General features: G+C 66.5%; 24 protein-coding genes. 23 read left to right on the plus strand and 1 reads right to left on the minus strand.

The annotated features are described in order from the left end of the window. The first annotated feature begins 40 nt into the window (after positions 1 to 40). A complete protein-coding gene (locus tag ACFXIV_RS46120) occupies positions 41 to 1,426 on the plus strand; it encodes a recombinase family protein (RefSeq protein WP_379404034.1) in 1,386 nt (461 codons plus the stop codon). A 147-nt stretch (positions 1,427 to 1,573) separates the two neighbouring features. After that, positions 1,574 to 1,777 carry a hypothetical protein gene (locus tag ACFXIV_RS46125; protein WP_379421476.1) on the plus strand — a complete coding sequence of 68 codons (204 nt, stop codon included), beginning with the start codon at positions 1,574 to 1,576 and terminating at the stop codon, positions 1,775 to 1,777. Here ACFXIV_RS46125 and ACFXIV_RS46130 read toward each other — a convergent pair. Continuing rightward, entirely contained in the window at positions 1,752 to 2,036 is a 285-nt protein-coding gene (locus ACFXIV_RS46130) for a helix-turn-helix domain-containing protein (protein ID WP_379404033.1), read from the minus strand. The genes ACFXIV_RS46125 and ACFXIV_RS46130 overlap by 26 nt on opposite strands. 112 nt (positions 2,037 to 2,148) lie before the next feature. On the opposite strand from ACFXIV_RS46130, the gene ACFXIV_RS46135 reads away from it, so the two are divergent. The 21 genes from ACFXIV_RS46135 to ACFXIV_RS46235 all read left to right on the plus strand — a co-directional run bounded on the left by ACFXIV_RS46135 (position 2,149) and on the right by ACFXIV_RS46235 (position 12,505). Then, the gene (locus ACFXIV_RS46135; protein ID WP_379404032.1) at positions 2,149 to 2,364 is read left to right on the plus strand and encodes a helix-turn-helix domain-containing protein; all 216 of its coding nucleotides are present in this window, start codon (positions 2,149 to 2,151) and stop codon (positions 2,362 to 2,364) included. After that, entirely contained in the window at positions 2,361 to 2,510 is a 150-nt protein-coding gene (locus ACFXIV_RS46140) for a hypothetical protein (RefSeq protein WP_379404031.1), read from the plus strand. Before ACFXIV_RS46135 ends, ACFXIV_RS46140 begins: the two co-directional genes overlap by 4 nt. 204 nt (positions 2,511 to 2,714) lie before the next feature. Continuing rightward, entirely contained in the window at positions 2,715 to 3,014 is a 300-nt protein-coding gene (locus ACFXIV_RS46145; RefSeq protein ID WP_379404030.1) for a hypothetical protein, read from the plus strand. Next, on the plus strand, positions 3,007 to 3,246 hold the full coding sequence (locus ACFXIV_RS46150; RefSeq protein ID WP_379404029.1) for a hypothetical protein: 240 nt from the start codon (positions 3,007 to 3,009) through the stop codon (positions 3,244 to 3,246). Before ACFXIV_RS46145 ends, ACFXIV_RS46150 begins: the two co-directional genes overlap by 8 nt. Next, positions 3,243 to 3,821, plus strand: a complete 579-nt coding sequence (locus ACFXIV_RS46155; protein WP_379404028.1) for a WhiB family transcriptional regulator — start codon at positions 3,243 to 3,245, stop codon at positions 3,819 to 3,821. The genes ACFXIV_RS46150 and ACFXIV_RS46155 overlap by 4 nt, the downstream gene beginning before the upstream one ends. Further along, a complete protein-coding gene (locus ACFXIV_RS46160; protein WP_379404027.1) occupies positions 3,818 to 4,642 on the plus strand; it encodes a PD-(D/E)XK nuclease-like domain-containing protein in 825 nt (274 codons plus the stop codon). The genes ACFXIV_RS46155 and ACFXIV_RS46160 overlap by 4 nt, the downstream gene beginning before the upstream one ends. Next, entirely contained in the window at positions 4,639 to 5,727 is a 1,089-nt protein-coding gene (locus ACFXIV_RS46165; RefSeq protein ID WP_379404026.1) for a hypothetical protein, read from the plus strand. Before ACFXIV_RS46160 ends, ACFXIV_RS46165 begins: the two co-directional genes overlap by 4 nt. Further along, positions 5,724 to 6,014 (plus strand): hypothetical protein, encoded by a 291-nt coding sequence (locus ACFXIV_RS46170; RefSeq protein ID WP_379404025.1) that lies wholly within the window; start codon positions 5,724 to 5,726, stop codon positions 6,012 to 6,014. The genes ACFXIV_RS46165 and ACFXIV_RS46170 overlap by 4 nt, the downstream gene beginning before the upstream one ends. Then, positions 6,011 to 7,054 carry a DNA translocase FtsK gene (locus ACFXIV_RS46175; RefSeq protein ID WP_379404024.1) on the plus strand — a complete coding sequence of 348 codons (1,044 nt, stop codon included), beginning with the start codon at positions 6,011 to 6,013 and terminating at the stop codon, positions 7,052 to 7,054. Before ACFXIV_RS46170 ends, ACFXIV_RS46175 begins: the two co-directional genes overlap by 4 nt. Next, positions 7,047 to 7,328 (plus strand): hypothetical protein, encoded by a 282-nt coding sequence (locus ACFXIV_RS46180; RefSeq protein WP_379404023.1) that lies wholly within the window; start codon positions 7,047 to 7,049, stop codon positions 7,326 to 7,328. Before ACFXIV_RS46175 ends, ACFXIV_RS46180 begins: the two co-directional genes overlap by 8 nt. Further along, positions 7,325 to 7,672: a hypothetical protein gene (locus tag ACFXIV_RS46185; protein WP_379404022.1), complete on the plus strand. Its 348-nt coding sequence runs from the start codon at positions 7,325 to 7,327 to the stop codon at positions 7,670 to 7,672. Before ACFXIV_RS46180 ends, ACFXIV_RS46185 begins: the two co-directional genes overlap by 4 nt. 22 nt (positions 7,673 to 7,694) lie before the next feature. Continuing rightward, positions 7,695 to 8,573, plus strand: a complete 879-nt coding sequence (locus tag ACFXIV_RS46190; protein ID WP_379404021.1) for a hypothetical protein — start codon at positions 7,695 to 7,697, stop codon at positions 8,571 to 8,573. Then, complete coding sequence (locus tag ACFXIV_RS46195) at positions 8,566 to 9,081, plus strand: hypothetical protein (RefSeq protein WP_379404020.1); 516 nt, start codon at positions 8,566 to 8,568, stop codon at positions 9,079 to 9,081. Before ACFXIV_RS46190 ends, ACFXIV_RS46195 begins: the two co-directional genes overlap by 8 nt. A gap of 32 nt (positions 9,082 to 9,113) precedes the next feature. Continuing rightward, entirely contained in the window at positions 9,114 to 9,503 is a 390-nt protein-coding gene (locus ACFXIV_RS46200; RefSeq protein ID WP_379404019.1) for a hypothetical protein, read from the plus strand. Then, positions 9,496 to 9,966, plus strand: coding sequence for a hypothetical protein (locus ACFXIV_RS46205; protein ID WP_379404018.1), 471 nt, complete (start codon positions 9,496 to 9,498; stop codon positions 9,964 to 9,966). Before ACFXIV_RS46200 ends, ACFXIV_RS46205 begins: the two co-directional genes overlap by 8 nt. Then, positions 9,959 to 10,321 carry a hypothetical protein gene (locus tag ACFXIV_RS46210; RefSeq protein WP_379404017.1) on the plus strand — a complete coding sequence of 121 codons (363 nt, stop codon included), beginning with the start codon at positions 9,959 to 9,961 and terminating at the stop codon, positions 10,319 to 10,321. The genes ACFXIV_RS46205 and ACFXIV_RS46210 overlap by 8 nt, the downstream gene beginning before the upstream one ends. Further along, a complete protein-coding gene (locus ACFXIV_RS46215) occupies positions 10,314 to 10,604 on the plus strand; it encodes a hypothetical protein (RefSeq protein ID WP_379404016.1) in 291 nt (96 codons plus the stop codon). Before ACFXIV_RS46210 ends, ACFXIV_RS46215 begins: the two co-directional genes overlap by 8 nt. Continuing rightward, the gene (locus ACFXIV_RS46220; RefSeq protein ID WP_379404015.1) at positions 10,597 to 11,184 is read left to right on the plus strand and encodes a hypothetical protein; all 588 of its coding nucleotides are present in this window, start codon (positions 10,597 to 10,599) and stop codon (positions 11,182 to 11,184) included. Before ACFXIV_RS46215 ends, ACFXIV_RS46220 begins: the two co-directional genes overlap by 8 nt. Beyond that, the gene (locus tag ACFXIV_RS46225) at positions 11,177 to 11,356 is read left to right on the plus strand and encodes a hypothetical protein (RefSeq protein WP_379404014.1); all 180 of its coding nucleotides are present in this window, start codon (positions 11,177 to 11,179) and stop codon (positions 11,354 to 11,356) included. The genes ACFXIV_RS46220 and ACFXIV_RS46225 overlap by 8 nt, the downstream gene beginning before the upstream one ends. A 134-nt stretch (positions 11,357 to 11,490) precedes the next feature. Continuing rightward, on the plus strand, positions 11,491 to 11,823 hold the full coding sequence (locus tag ACFXIV_RS46230; protein WP_379404013.1) for a hypothetical protein: 333 nt from the start codon (positions 11,491 to 11,493) through the stop codon (positions 11,821 to 11,823). 16 nt (positions 11,824 to 11,839) lie between these two features. Then, the gene (locus ACFXIV_RS46235) at positions 11,840 to 12,505 is read left to right on the plus strand and encodes a hypothetical protein (protein ID WP_379404012.1); all 666 of its coding nucleotides are present in this window, start codon (positions 11,840 to 11,842) and stop codon (positions 12,503 to 12,505) included. Positions 12,506 to 12,628 lie beyond the last annotated feature (123 nt).

The following is a 12,628-nucleotide window of genomic DNA, read 5'->3' on the forward strand; positions in this document are numbered from 1 at the left end:
TCTGCCCCGAGACGGTAGGGGTTGCACGTATTATCCAGCTATGCGAAACCCCACCGTCGCCCCGCTGGTCGGCATTCAGGCAGCGATTTACCTTCGCCAATCGCTAGACCGTGACAAGAACCTGCTCGCGATCTCACGGCAGCGCGGTCCGTGCCTCGATCTATGCACCGCTCGCGGCTGGCTCAATCCGGTCGAGTACGTCGACAACGACACCTCGGCCACGCGCGGCAAACGTGAAGCCTATGAGCGGATGCTGCGGGACATCGAGGCCGGGAAGATTCAGGCAATCGCGGTATGGGATCTCGACCGCCTATACCGCCGACCGGTCGAGCTCGAGTACCTGATCGACCTCGCCGACCGGCACGGGCTGCTACTCGCCTCGGTCACCGGCGACGTGGACCTGTCCACCGACAATGGCAGGCTGTTCGCGCGGATCAAGGGAGCTGTGGCGAAAGCCGAGACGGAGAGGAAGGGCGCACGGCAGGTCGAAGCGAATGCCCAGCGCGCACGGATGGGCAAGCGCGGGCCGGGCCGCCGGACCTTCGGCTACACCGAGAGCGGTGAGCCGCACCCGGTCGAGGCCGCAATCGTGCGCGCCGCCTACGAGGACTTGCTCGCAGGCGTCACGCTGTGGAGCATCGCCAAGCAGTGGAACGAGGCCGGACTCAAGACGTCGCTCGGCAACGAGTGGGTGTCGTCGGTTGTGGGCCGCCTGCTGAAGTCGCCGCAGTATGCCGGGAAGCGTGAGTACCGCGGTGAGATCGTCGCGGATTCCGAAGCGCCGGCGCTCGTCGACGCGAGCACTTGGACTGCCGTGCACGCGCACCTTTCCAGGGCCGGCCGCCGTGCTGTCGGTTCGGGTGGCCGAGGGAAGTACATGTTGACGCGCATTCCTGGCTGCGGCCGGTGCGACGACGGGACGCGATTCGGTACCGCCGTTGGGTCGAATGGCGTTTCTTACCGGTGTCGTGCGTGCTTTCTGTCCCGTAATCAGCTCGCCCTCGACGACCACATCACCGACTTGGTAGTCGGCCGCTTGTCGAAACCCGACGCCGTCGAGCTGGTGCTCGCCCGCGACCGCCCCGACCTCGACGAAATTCGCGCGCAGGCCGCCGGGTACGAGAAGCGGCTCGACGCGCTCGCGGTCGAATTCGCGGACGGCGACCTCACCGCGTCCCAACTGCGAACGGCGACAGAGCGAATCAAGGCCAAGATCGCCGAGGCCGATTCGCTGATCATCGACGCGACCCGGCACCAAGTTTTCGCGGGCGTTGTCGGGGCCGATGATGTTGGTGCGGCATTCCTCAGCCTCGACCGTGACCGACAGCGCGCGATCATCTCGAACCTGATGGACATCACCATCTATCCAGGCCCGAAGGGCAGGGGATTTCGTACCGAGGGAATCGAGATCGACTGGCACGAGTAGCTCGCGCCCCGATTACCTCTTTGCCAGATGTTTACTTTCGTTTGACAGGAATCGAATGTATGTTCGGGCATAGTTCGGTTGTCGAGGCGGTTGCTGGTTCGGGGCGGCAAGTGCAGCGCCAACTCTCCTGCGTAGCGAGGTGGAACGATGACTGTCGAGGTGCCCGTCGATATCACAAGCCCGGAGCGACTGCTGGCCGTGCTTCTAACGCGGGATCTCACGACACTTCTACCGCTACTCGGTGCGGATGCTGAACGCCGCCTGATTGCTGGAAATCTGACTGTGGCCGAGTGGGTCGTCGCCGCCCTGTGGGCGGGCGTCGACCCTATTCGGATTTGGCTTGATTGCTGAATGCAGTCCCCTTGAGTGCCATGGTCATGAACCCGTGGAGTGTCAACCCGTAGACGCCGGCGAGGGCGGCGAGCTGCTGTACGTCGGCGGATCGACTACCGCCCTCGAGTCGCTGAATTGTCACGGGTGACAACCCGCTCAGTGCCGCGACCTCGGCGCGCGTCATCCTGCGCTTGTCTCGCTGGTGTCTTAGCTGGGCACCGACGACGGCATCGATGTCCGTCAGGCTGGTGCTTTCGTCTGCGTGCATGAGGTCCATTCTTGGTCCTTTTGGACCAAACGTCAAACATGTCCGCGCTGACCAGGCGCAGCAATACTCGCGCAAGCTATGGGCTTGACATTGATCCAAACGGATCTATAGGTTAATCCGTATGGATCAAACCGACAGTTTGGTTGCCAGGAACATTCTCAGCGGGATGGCGTCGGCCTCGGTCGATCTCGACCAGCTCGCGGCGGCGGCCGGCATCACCAAGCCCGTACTCCTCAAGCGCCTTACGCAAGGCCACTTCAAGATTCGTGAACTCGCGGCTATCGCGCCGGTTCTCAGCTGCTCGGTAACGGATCTCACGCGGGAACTGGCCGCATGAACAGCGCCGCCTACGCGGCCCGCAAACGTGCATGGGTCGAGGAGCAACTCGAGCGCGCGCCGAAACTGTCTGCCGCGCAACAGCATGCGATCCGCCGGGCATTCGCTGAGCCGGTAGCCAAGACCGACACGAGGGCCGCCGCATGATGCGACGCACGCCCGTCCTCACAATCTGCGCCGTCGTCGTTGTGGCGCGCGAATCGTCCCCTGGCACCGATCAGGGGTTCAGGTCGCCCGGCGCGGGCGGTCCCTTGTCCGCGCCCGGCGGCCTGTCATCCCACTAACCAAGTGCGCCCGCCGAGGGCAATTCGGCGGGCGCTGTCCCACTAGGAACACCAAGGAGTGTACGAGATGTCTAGTCGGAATATTCCGCGCCACCAGCGCAGGAGCATCTTCTCGAAGGTCGGGACCTGCGACCAGTTGGCCACGCGCTCTGTCGAGGGATACAGCCCCCGTGACGGAAGGGCCCACGGCAGTCTCGACGCCTACGTCTACGTGTGCGATGACCACGTCGCGCAGGCTCGCGCGGACTGGCTGGGAGACCTGCCCACGACGTTCGTCAACGTGACCCGCCCTCCGGACGGCTGCGTGTGCGGTCGGATGGTCGATTTCCGTCGCCCGCTCGGCATGGGGGACGCAAGCCATGTCTGATCTGCTGCTGAACCTCGCCGCCCGCGCCCTTGTTCTTGGTGGCCTCGGGTGGGTGTTGTACGTGGGGCTATCGATCCTGGTACAGGACTTGCTCGCCCCGACCGCGATCGTGGTCGATTGCCCGGTGTGCGAGGGCGAGGGCGGCCCCTGCTGCTCGGACACCGGCAAGGCCGACACCCTCGACGACGAGGGCGCAAGCTGGGACGCCGACCCCTGGCAGGTGGTCGCGTGAGGAAATCACCACTGGAGCCGCCCAAGCCGGACGCGTTCACCTCGGCCACCTGCCGCCAGTACGACCCCGAACTGTGGTGGGCGCTGCCCGGAAGCGCCGACGCCGAGGACGCGAAGGCACTGTGTGAACAGTGCCCCGTCCGGCGGGAGTGCGGTGAGCGCGGAAAGGTCGAGCAGTACGGCATCTGGGCCGGGTTCGACGTAGCGACCGAGCGCGACGAACTGTGCCGATGGCTCGATCCGAGCTGGACGCCGGACGTCGAGGACGTCGCCGAGCCCGTGCCGGTCGAGTGCGACGTCTGCGGGAAGGAATTCACGCCAGGCCGCAAGCGCTTCGCGAAGACAACCACCTGCCCCGAGTGCAGACAGGGTCTGGCCGACGCAACGATCATGTGGCCGCATATCGACGCGCTGCTCGATTCCGGCGAATCGGCGCGCGGGCTCGCGAGGCGCGCCGGTATCAACCGGACCACCGCACACAGCTTGTGCCGTCGCGACGGCGGTCGCCAGCGCTACGCCACGGCCGAGACCGTCGCAGCGATCAAGCGCGTGCCACTGCCGGCGGTGCCCGCATGACGGCCCCGACCGTGCCGGGTGTGTATTCCGGTGTGCCCGAGTCGGTCTATCACGGTGACCGGACGTCGCTGTCGTCCAGCGGTGCCCGTCGCCTGCTCGACATCGCCCCGGCCGAGTGGCTGGTCGAGCGCGACAACCCGGAAACACGCGAGGTCACTGCCGAAATGGAGATGGGCACCGCAGTGCACACGCTGGTCCTCGGGGTCGGCGCGCGCATCGTCGAGGTGAAGGCCCAGGACTGGAAGAAACCCGCCGACCAGAAGCGGCGCAAGGCGATTCGGGCCCGCGGCGAGGTGCCGCTGCTGTCGCGGCAGATCAAGGTCGCCGAGGACATGGCCGAGGCCGTCCTCAACGACCCGGAGGCAGGGCCGATATTCGCCGAGGGCCTGCCCGAGCTCAGCGCCTACAGCCGCGACCCGATCACGGGCGTGATGATGCGCGCCCGCACCGACTGGATACACAAGCGGACGGCGGCGGACCTCAAGACCTGCGAGTCGTCGAGCCCGCGCGACTTCCGTGACGAGGTCCGGCGATTCGGCTACCACGTCCAACAGCCCTGGTACGAGCAGACATTCGACGAGGCCGGTACGCCGCTCGACGAGTTCGTGTTCGTCGCCGTCGCGAAACGCCCGCCTCACCTCGTCGCGGTGCACGAGCTCAAACCGCGAGTCGTCGACCTCGGCCGCGACATCGCCCGCCGCGCCCTCGAGAAGTACGCGACCTACATCGAAACCGACCCGCGGCCGCACCTCGGCCACGGCCCCGGACGCCATCAAATCGACCTCCCTGATTGGGAATTCAAGAAGGAGCAGTACAGGTGACCACTGCAATTGCCGCCGTCGAGCCAGTCGAGGGCACCCTCGTCCCGTCCGCACTCGACCCGTTCGACACCCTGACCCGCTACCTCAAAGCGATGGCTGCCGCGCGGGAATTCGCCGACACCGTCTGCATGACGCCGATGGTCCCGAAGTTCTACCAGGGCAACCCGAAAGCGGCGACGGTCGCGATCCTGCATGGGGCCGAACTGGGCTTTCATCCGCTGCAATCGCTGCAGCAGATCTTCGTCGTGCACGGCATGCCCGCGATCTATGCCCGGGCCATGGTCGCGTTGCTCAAGAACCGCGGATTCCGATTCGACACGATCGAAACAGGGCCTGGGCGCGTCGTATTCCAGGGCTGGTCTCCCGATCGTAAAGAGTCCGAGGTCAGCACGTGGACGATCGAGCGCGCCGACCAGGCGGGCTATGTCCCGAAGATCGACCCCGGCACCGGGGTCTACGCCGTGAACAAGAACGGCAATCTCATCGGGAACGAGAAGTACATCACCGAGCCCGAGAACATGTTGTGGGCCAAGGCCGCCGCCGAGGTGTGCCGCCGCCTCGCACCTGATGTGCTGCTCGGCATCCCGCGCACCGTCGAGGACATCGAGAGCGAGCCCGAGCCGGTACGCGTGCAGTCCGAGCGGGTGTCGCACGCCGAGGCGCACGCCGCAGCGGGCGGCCCGACAGAACCGGCGGTTGTGGTCAAGACGTGGACGCCGGCCACCGAGATCCAGGTCTCGAATCCGAGCGTGAAACCGGAACCCGCGCAGGTCACAGAATCGGCTGAGGGCTCTCCCGAGATCGATCCGCCGTCGACCCGGATTCAACAGCGCAAGATCGCGCGCCTGTTCAACGAGCAGGGCATCAAGGACGACAGCAACAAGCTGATCGCTGCCGGTACATTCCTCGGCCGCGAGATCGCCTCAGCAGAGGACATCACCCGCGGCGAGGCCATCCGCCTGCTCGAACGCCTCGAGCAGCCGTTCGAGCTCGACAGCGTCGCCGAGGCCACCGAGGACTGGGCCACCACGCAGGCCGACCTCGAGGGTGCCGAGCAGACCCCGGCCGAGGATGGTGCGGAATGAGCACCGACCACCACGCCGAAGCTGTCCGCGCCCTGCGCCAACTGTCGGGCGCCGACCTCGGCGCGTACTCGCTGACCATCGTCGGCGAGGCCACCGCTCGCGCCATGCTCGCCGTCGGGGAACACCTCGGTGTGCTACCCGACCTGGTCAACGAGCTGCGTAAGGCGAATGTCATTGCGGCCTTCAACTCGAACGTGATCGAGGACGTCAACGAGGCCAGGCAGGCCCGCGCCGAGGTCCGCGCGGTACTCGGCCTCACCACCACCACGACAGGACGGCCGGAATGAGCGCGACCACGATCACGGTCGGCACTGCCGACTTGCGCCAGGCCCTGGCCTCGGTGCGTGTGCATGCGAGCACCGAAAAGGATTTCCCCGAGATCAATCGCATCCGCCTCACGATCGGCACCGAGCACATGACGGTGTCCGCGACAGACCGATTCACCGCGGCTCTCGCGGACGTGTCGGTCTGGGAGCACGACGGCGAGCCCGTCGAAATCGTCGAGCTGCTGCGCGATGACGTGGCCGAGATCTTGTCAATCTTCCATGCCCCTGGCAAGGACAGTGGCGACAGCCCGCAATACCTACTGCGGTTCGAGATCGACGCCGAGCAGGTCACCGCCAAAGACTGCTCGGGGCTCAATATCGGTGTCGGCCGCGAGTATTCGTTCCCGCGCCTGGCCACCGAGGACGCACTCAACGTGGTGCCGAAGCTGATCGAGCACGCCCATTCCGGGCAGCTCGTGACGGTCGTCGACATCGGCGACATGACGATCAGCGGTGACCAACTGTCCCGTTGGAAAGACGCCGCGCGAGCCTACGGCGAGCGGCTGGCCGTCGAGACCCGCCGGGGCCTGATGAAGGGGACGCAAACGATGCTCATTCGATGCGGCGATTCGTTCCTCGGCGCGATGGTCCCGCAATCGCTGTTCGATGAGGAAAGGGACAAGGCTCGTGCGTACGCCGAGCGGTGGTCGGCACGCCTGCCTCAGATCGTCGCTGCGACACCGCCCGAACGCGTTCCGCAGGCCGATCCGACCGACCCGGCCGTGTCCGCGAGCACGCCCGACAATCTCGGCGACGACCGCGACTTGTATGTGAGTGCGGTCGAGCTGGTGGTGCGCGCACAGTTCGGATCGGCGTCGATGCTGCAGCGCAAGCTGCGCATCGGATACGGCAAGGCCGGTCGCCTGCTGGACCAGATGGAGCAGGCCGGAATCGTCGGCCCGACCAAGGGCAGCGGTGGACGTGACGTCCATGTGTCTGCGGACCAGGCCGATGCGCTGCTGGCCGATCTTCGCAAGGTCGAGGTGAGCGCCGATGCCTGAAATCCGCAGTGCCGTAGACAAAATCAACGCCCTCGTGCTGGTGCGGTCGGTGGTCTCCGAACTGGGGTCGCTGGAACTTGGTGGGCTGTTCGACGAGTCGTTTCCGCACCTTCGCCGCAAGGTCGAGCTGCAGCTCGCAGAAGACCAGGCCATGGGCAAGGCCTTCCGAGAGATCGGGCTCGCCGATCAGACCAACGACGCCCGCCTCGGCGCGCACATTCGCGCCGCGGTCGAGTCGGCCGGCCTGACGATCCCGCCGTCCAGGCGGCCATGAAGTCCTTCGAGGAGTACGAGGCGGCGGCCCGTGAAGGGTCGCCGTTCTCGAACAGCACCGAGTGGGAGATCTGGCAATTCAATGCCTGCATGGGCGCGGGCAACGACTCGCGCCGGTGCGTCAACGACGACAACGACGACTGCCCACTCGTCATGCTCGCCGTGCAGGGCTGCACGCCTGCCGAATGGACCGGGCCACGCGGCCGCTACCAGTGCAGCGAGAAGACCACGCCCGCGCAGGCCCGCGCTGCCGCTGCGCAGGCGCGGCGGCAGGCCGGCGCCGAGCTGCAGCGCCAGATCGACGAATCCCATTACCCGATGTTCGGCCCCGACGAACTGCGCTGACACACGAAAGGAGGACGGCCAGATGCGAATCCGGTCTATCAAGCCCGAGTTCTGGCGCTCCGACGACATCGACGCGCTGGACTGGCATCACCGGCTGGTGTTCATCGGTCTGTGGTCGTACGTGGATGACAACGGCGTCGGCCTCGACAAGCTCGCCTCGATTTGCGCAGACCTGTTCGCGAGCGACATGGAACGAGACCCTAACGAGACTCTCAATAGAGTCTCCACGGCCCTGAATTCGCTCGTCGAGCGAGGCTTGATTCAGCGGTACTCGGTGGACGGCAAGGCGTTCCTGTTCATCACCGGCTGGCCGAAGCACCAGCGAGTAGTGAACCCGAACAAGCCGCGCTATCCGCTCCCTACCAGCGAGAATGCCGTCATTCGCGAGACCGTAACTACACCCTCGCGAGAACCTAACGAGACCCTCGCTACTGGAACAGAGGAACAGGGGAACAGGGGAACAGATAAAACCCCCCGTCCCCCCGCCGACCGGACCACCTCACTTGCGCTCGTGCCCGCGAAAGCGGGCGGGGGAGGGGCGCAGATCGCGCAGCGCCTCAACGCGACCGCGCGCAGCGCCGAAGCACACGAGATCGCCGTCGCGTTCTCCGAGTCGCTGTCGACGCCGCTCGAGTCCGGTGTGCTCACCAAGGTCGGTGTCGAGATCGACAAGTGCCTCAAGGCCGGAATCCCGCCGCCGGCCATCGCTGAGGGACTCCAGGCGTGGACCGACTCGGATTCCTGGTCGCCCACGCAGATACCGAATTTCGTCCACAAGGCCAACAGTGTCGGCAATCGCGCGAGCCGCCGCCAGCGCGGACGCAGCAAGCCGTCAGAACGCGCCCTGGACGCAATGCAGATCGCAGAAAACCTGATTTCGAAGGGAGTGACTCATGGCTGAGATCGCAGCCAGCCAGAGCGCCATGCGCGCCGCCGCTTCGGCATGGTCGCGCGCCCGCATCTATGACGACAAGCTCGGCGACGCCGACGAGGCCCGGCTCGCCGCATGGGCCGAGAGCGTCGAGCGGTGGGAACTGGACACGCCCGACCTCGTCGAGGGCGTGATCCGCTACTACGAAGCCGAGACCGAGGGCCGCACGATCGGCATCGGCGACCTGCTGCACCATGCCCGCGAATCGCGCCGCCAGCGCGCCGAACGCGACAAGGCCGCTGAGATCCACGCTGACGCAGCGCTGCCCGCCGGGCAGGGTCGGTACTCCGGATTGCCGATCAATGCGACTGGCGATCCCGTCAGGGCCGCGTACGACATCGGTGGCGCGGTCGACCGGCCGTGCCCGAACTGCGGTGCCGCAGTGGGCGACCCGTGCATCGCTGCGACCGGACTTGGGCAGAAGATTCCCTGCCTGGTGCGCATGACCGGCCGCTCGACCGCTGTGGGGCAGCCATGACCACCTACGGCCCAAACATGAACGGAGACACCATGCCTGACCGAGACCTCATCGCCGAAGGGCAGCGGCTGCTGCCCGCGCCCGGTGAATTGCTCACCAGTGGGCAGGCTTTCGACCTGGCGGAGTGGGCAGGGCTCAACCTCGGCCCGCTGCTCGACAAGCTGAGGTGGAACATCCACCTCTTCCACGAATGGCGTGACATCGCGTTGACTCGCAAGACTCAACGCGACGAGGCCCGCGCCGAGCTCGCCGCCTACCGCAAGGCCCTCGCCGACATCCGCGCGGCCGACCCGGCCCTGTTCGAGGACACCGACGGCCGCGGCCGGGCGTACGAAACCTACGGCTCCGGCGGCGACGACCTTCGCGAGGCGTACCTCGCCGCGGTCGCACCCCTCGCCGCATGGGAGACCACCAATGTCTGACCAGGCCAGCAAGTTCCGCACCCGTACCCGCGAGGTCGAAGCGATGCAGTACACCGCCGAGACGACCATGGACGTCATCGCGTGGCTCCCGGCGCACCGGTACCGGATCACCGACGAAGCCGGAATGCCAGCACTGTCGATCCAAACCGCGCTCGGCGGATTCGAGCGCGTCTACCTCGGTGAGTGGATCGTGCACGAAGGCAACGGCTTTCACCTGTACCCGCCCGCCCTGTTCGAGCGCATCTACGAAGCCGATCGCCTTGCCAGCCGCGCCGAGCTGGAGCAGGCCCTCGCCCGCATCACCGAGCTGGAGGCCACCGTCGAGGCAGTCCGCACAGCTCTCGCCGCGCATCCACGCTGCGATGCCTATCCGACCGACGGCCCAGTGTCGTGCGGCTGGAAGCGCGCCGTGGCTCACGTACAGCACGCCCTGGATGTAGCCGAGGTGAACGACCATGCCTGACCCACTCGACCTGCTGACCGTCGACCTCGCTGACGCCATGCGCGAGCCAGGCGAGAGCGGCGACGGCGCGGACGAGCGCGAGGTCGCCGCGAGCCTTCTCGAATCGGGCTGGCGTCCACCCGCCCGCGTCATCGCGACCGCCGAGGAACTCGATGCGCTGCCTGTAGGCACGGTCGTGGTCTCAATCGCACCATCTGGCACCGCGACGCCGTGGCAGCTGCTCGATTTCTTGGGCGCGAAGGGTGGACGGCTGTGGACAGCGCCGTTCCTGCGTGATCGCTACAACAGCCACGGTCTGCTGAATCGCTTCAAGAGGGTCGTCGTGCTGTGGGAGCCGGGGGTGAACCGTGGCTGAGCAGCCCCGTAAGTTCCGGACCCGAGTGCGCGAGGTCGAAGCGATGCAGTGGACCGGCGACAACGCGTCGGCCCTCACCGCGTGGACCGCCGGCGCATTCCAGCCGGTCGACCCCGAGGACCGCACCGACGACCCCGAAGAGTCCGGGCAGCTGCTCATCGGGCACCACCAGACGTGGCAGGGCGTATGCCCCGGCAATTGGATCATCCTCTTGGCCGGTGTGTATTTCTCGCTCACCGCGGACGCCTTCGAGCGCAATTACGAGGAGGCCGCCCGTGGTTGACCGAGACCTCATCGCCGCATGCCACGCGTTCCTGTCCGCCGCTGAGGAAACGCCGGATGTCGAGATCTCCATCCGTAACGGACTGACCGCGTACGCGCAGATGCTGCGGGACGCACCGGATTTGGTGAGGGCACTCCTCGCCCGCATCGCCGACGAGGCCGCCGAGCGGGTCGCCGACGAATTCGGCATCCAGAGCCTCGCCGCAGAGAACGGCGTCGCCACCCTGACCACCGTCCCCACCACCGAGCAGGCTCGGGAACTCGTGCTGGCCATGAGCCTTGCCTGCGGCCGGATGCTCGACGACGACCAGGCGCAGAACTACGTCGAGTTCACGGCATCCCCGGCCAACCAGCCGGGCTACGTCGTGCATGTCCGCCGGGCAGGAGGACCATCCCCGCACACGCTGCGCCGCGAAGCCGAGGCCCGCGCCGCCGAGCTGGAGCAGCGCTTGGATCGAGTCACCGACCTGTTCGAGGCATGGGCCGTCGAGGAGAACGACCACCGCACCGCAGGAGAGTTGGGCATCGCAGAAGGGTTCCACGTAGCCATCGAGGCACTGCGGGAGGCTGTCCATGGCTGAGCTGCACCGGAATTCGAGACGTGTTGAACGGCTGATCGCCCGCGGTCGGCTCGCGTTCGAGCAGCTGGGGCAGGGGCAGCAAGCCCGCTGCCCACACGAAGAACTGGCCGGAAACGATATCGAGCTCTGGGTGTGCGCGAAATGCGGTGCGGAGGTGATCGGCCGTGGCTGACTCTCGGGCAACCATCCTTCGCCGCGTTGGCTGGATTGTCGACGGCTACGTGCTTGGCGAATACGACCTGTACGAGTGCGCCGCCCGAATCAGCAGGGCGGTAGCAAAACACCTGGAAACCGAGGTAACCAACCATGCCTGATCAGACCTGCCCCGACCCGATCTTCCATCGCACGCACCGGTACTGCCCGTACTGCGCATGGACCGAGCCGCCGCACACGTCCGAGCTGGAGCAGGCCGACGACGCCCGCGCCGAGGCGTACATCGCTGGCTACCTGGACGCCACGATGTCCAACTGCCTCGATGTGGTGTTCGGGGTCTTCCACGTAACCCCGCCCGAACCGGTGGAGCTCCCGGCCGAGGCCGTCGCCGATGCGATAGCCGGGATGCGCCGCGAAGTCCCCGCCGCGATCGAGTGGGCCCGCGCTCGCCTCGCCAAGATCGCTGCTGCCACACCGAAGAACTGACCCAGGAGAGACCGCGATGGACACTTTCATCGAGCCCCACCGGCTACCGCTGCTGCGGCGGCTGCTGCGAAGAGTCCCCGCCCTCGCTGCCGATCTCCACCACACCCGCACCAAACAGGCCCGCCTCGGCTCGATAGGCGGGTCACAGTCCCAGAAGGTCTTCGGTCAGCCGCTCCCGTACCACGTGGACGCTGCCAAGATCGCCGACAAGCTCCACGCCGAGCTGGTCAGCTGGGTACGACTGGTGTGCGAACAGCGGGCCATCGGCTACCAGGGGCCCACGGGCACAGGAGGTCTCGCGCTGTGGCTGGAACGGCACATCTACTCGCTCGCATGCACCGAGGGCGCGGAAGACTGCTACCCGAACCTGCACGCCATCACCAAGAAGGCCGACGCGATCGTGTGCCCGCCGGCCTTCGAGGTTGTGGTCGACGACGCCAAGCTCATGCACGCTCGGGCGATGGCGCTCAGTGCCTCCGGAATCGCCACGCTCGCACAGGAGCTCGGCGAGGAGTATCGCAACCTCACCCGGCGAAGGGTTTTCGTGCTGCGGGACGCCGAAGAAATCCGGCCAGTCCCGGGGCCGTGGCGACCGGACTGGCCGCTGCTGTTCCCCGTCGGCGACGTCCTCGACGCACACCTGCGGATCCCGATCAGGACCCGCCACGCAAAAGCAAGCTGACGAGCAGTGATCTTCTTACGGACACCACCGGTGCTACGCTGAGCGCGTAGCGCGTGAACTGTACGCGCAGCGAGCACCACATCATGAAGGCCGCCACGGAATCCCGTGCGCGGCCTTCGCCAT

Origin of the sequence: Nocardia sp. NPDC059236 (genome assembly GCF_042754085.1) — a bacterium.
Taxonomy (GTDB): Bacteria; Actinomycetota; Actinomycetes; order Mycobacteriales; family Mycobacteriaceae; genus Nocardia.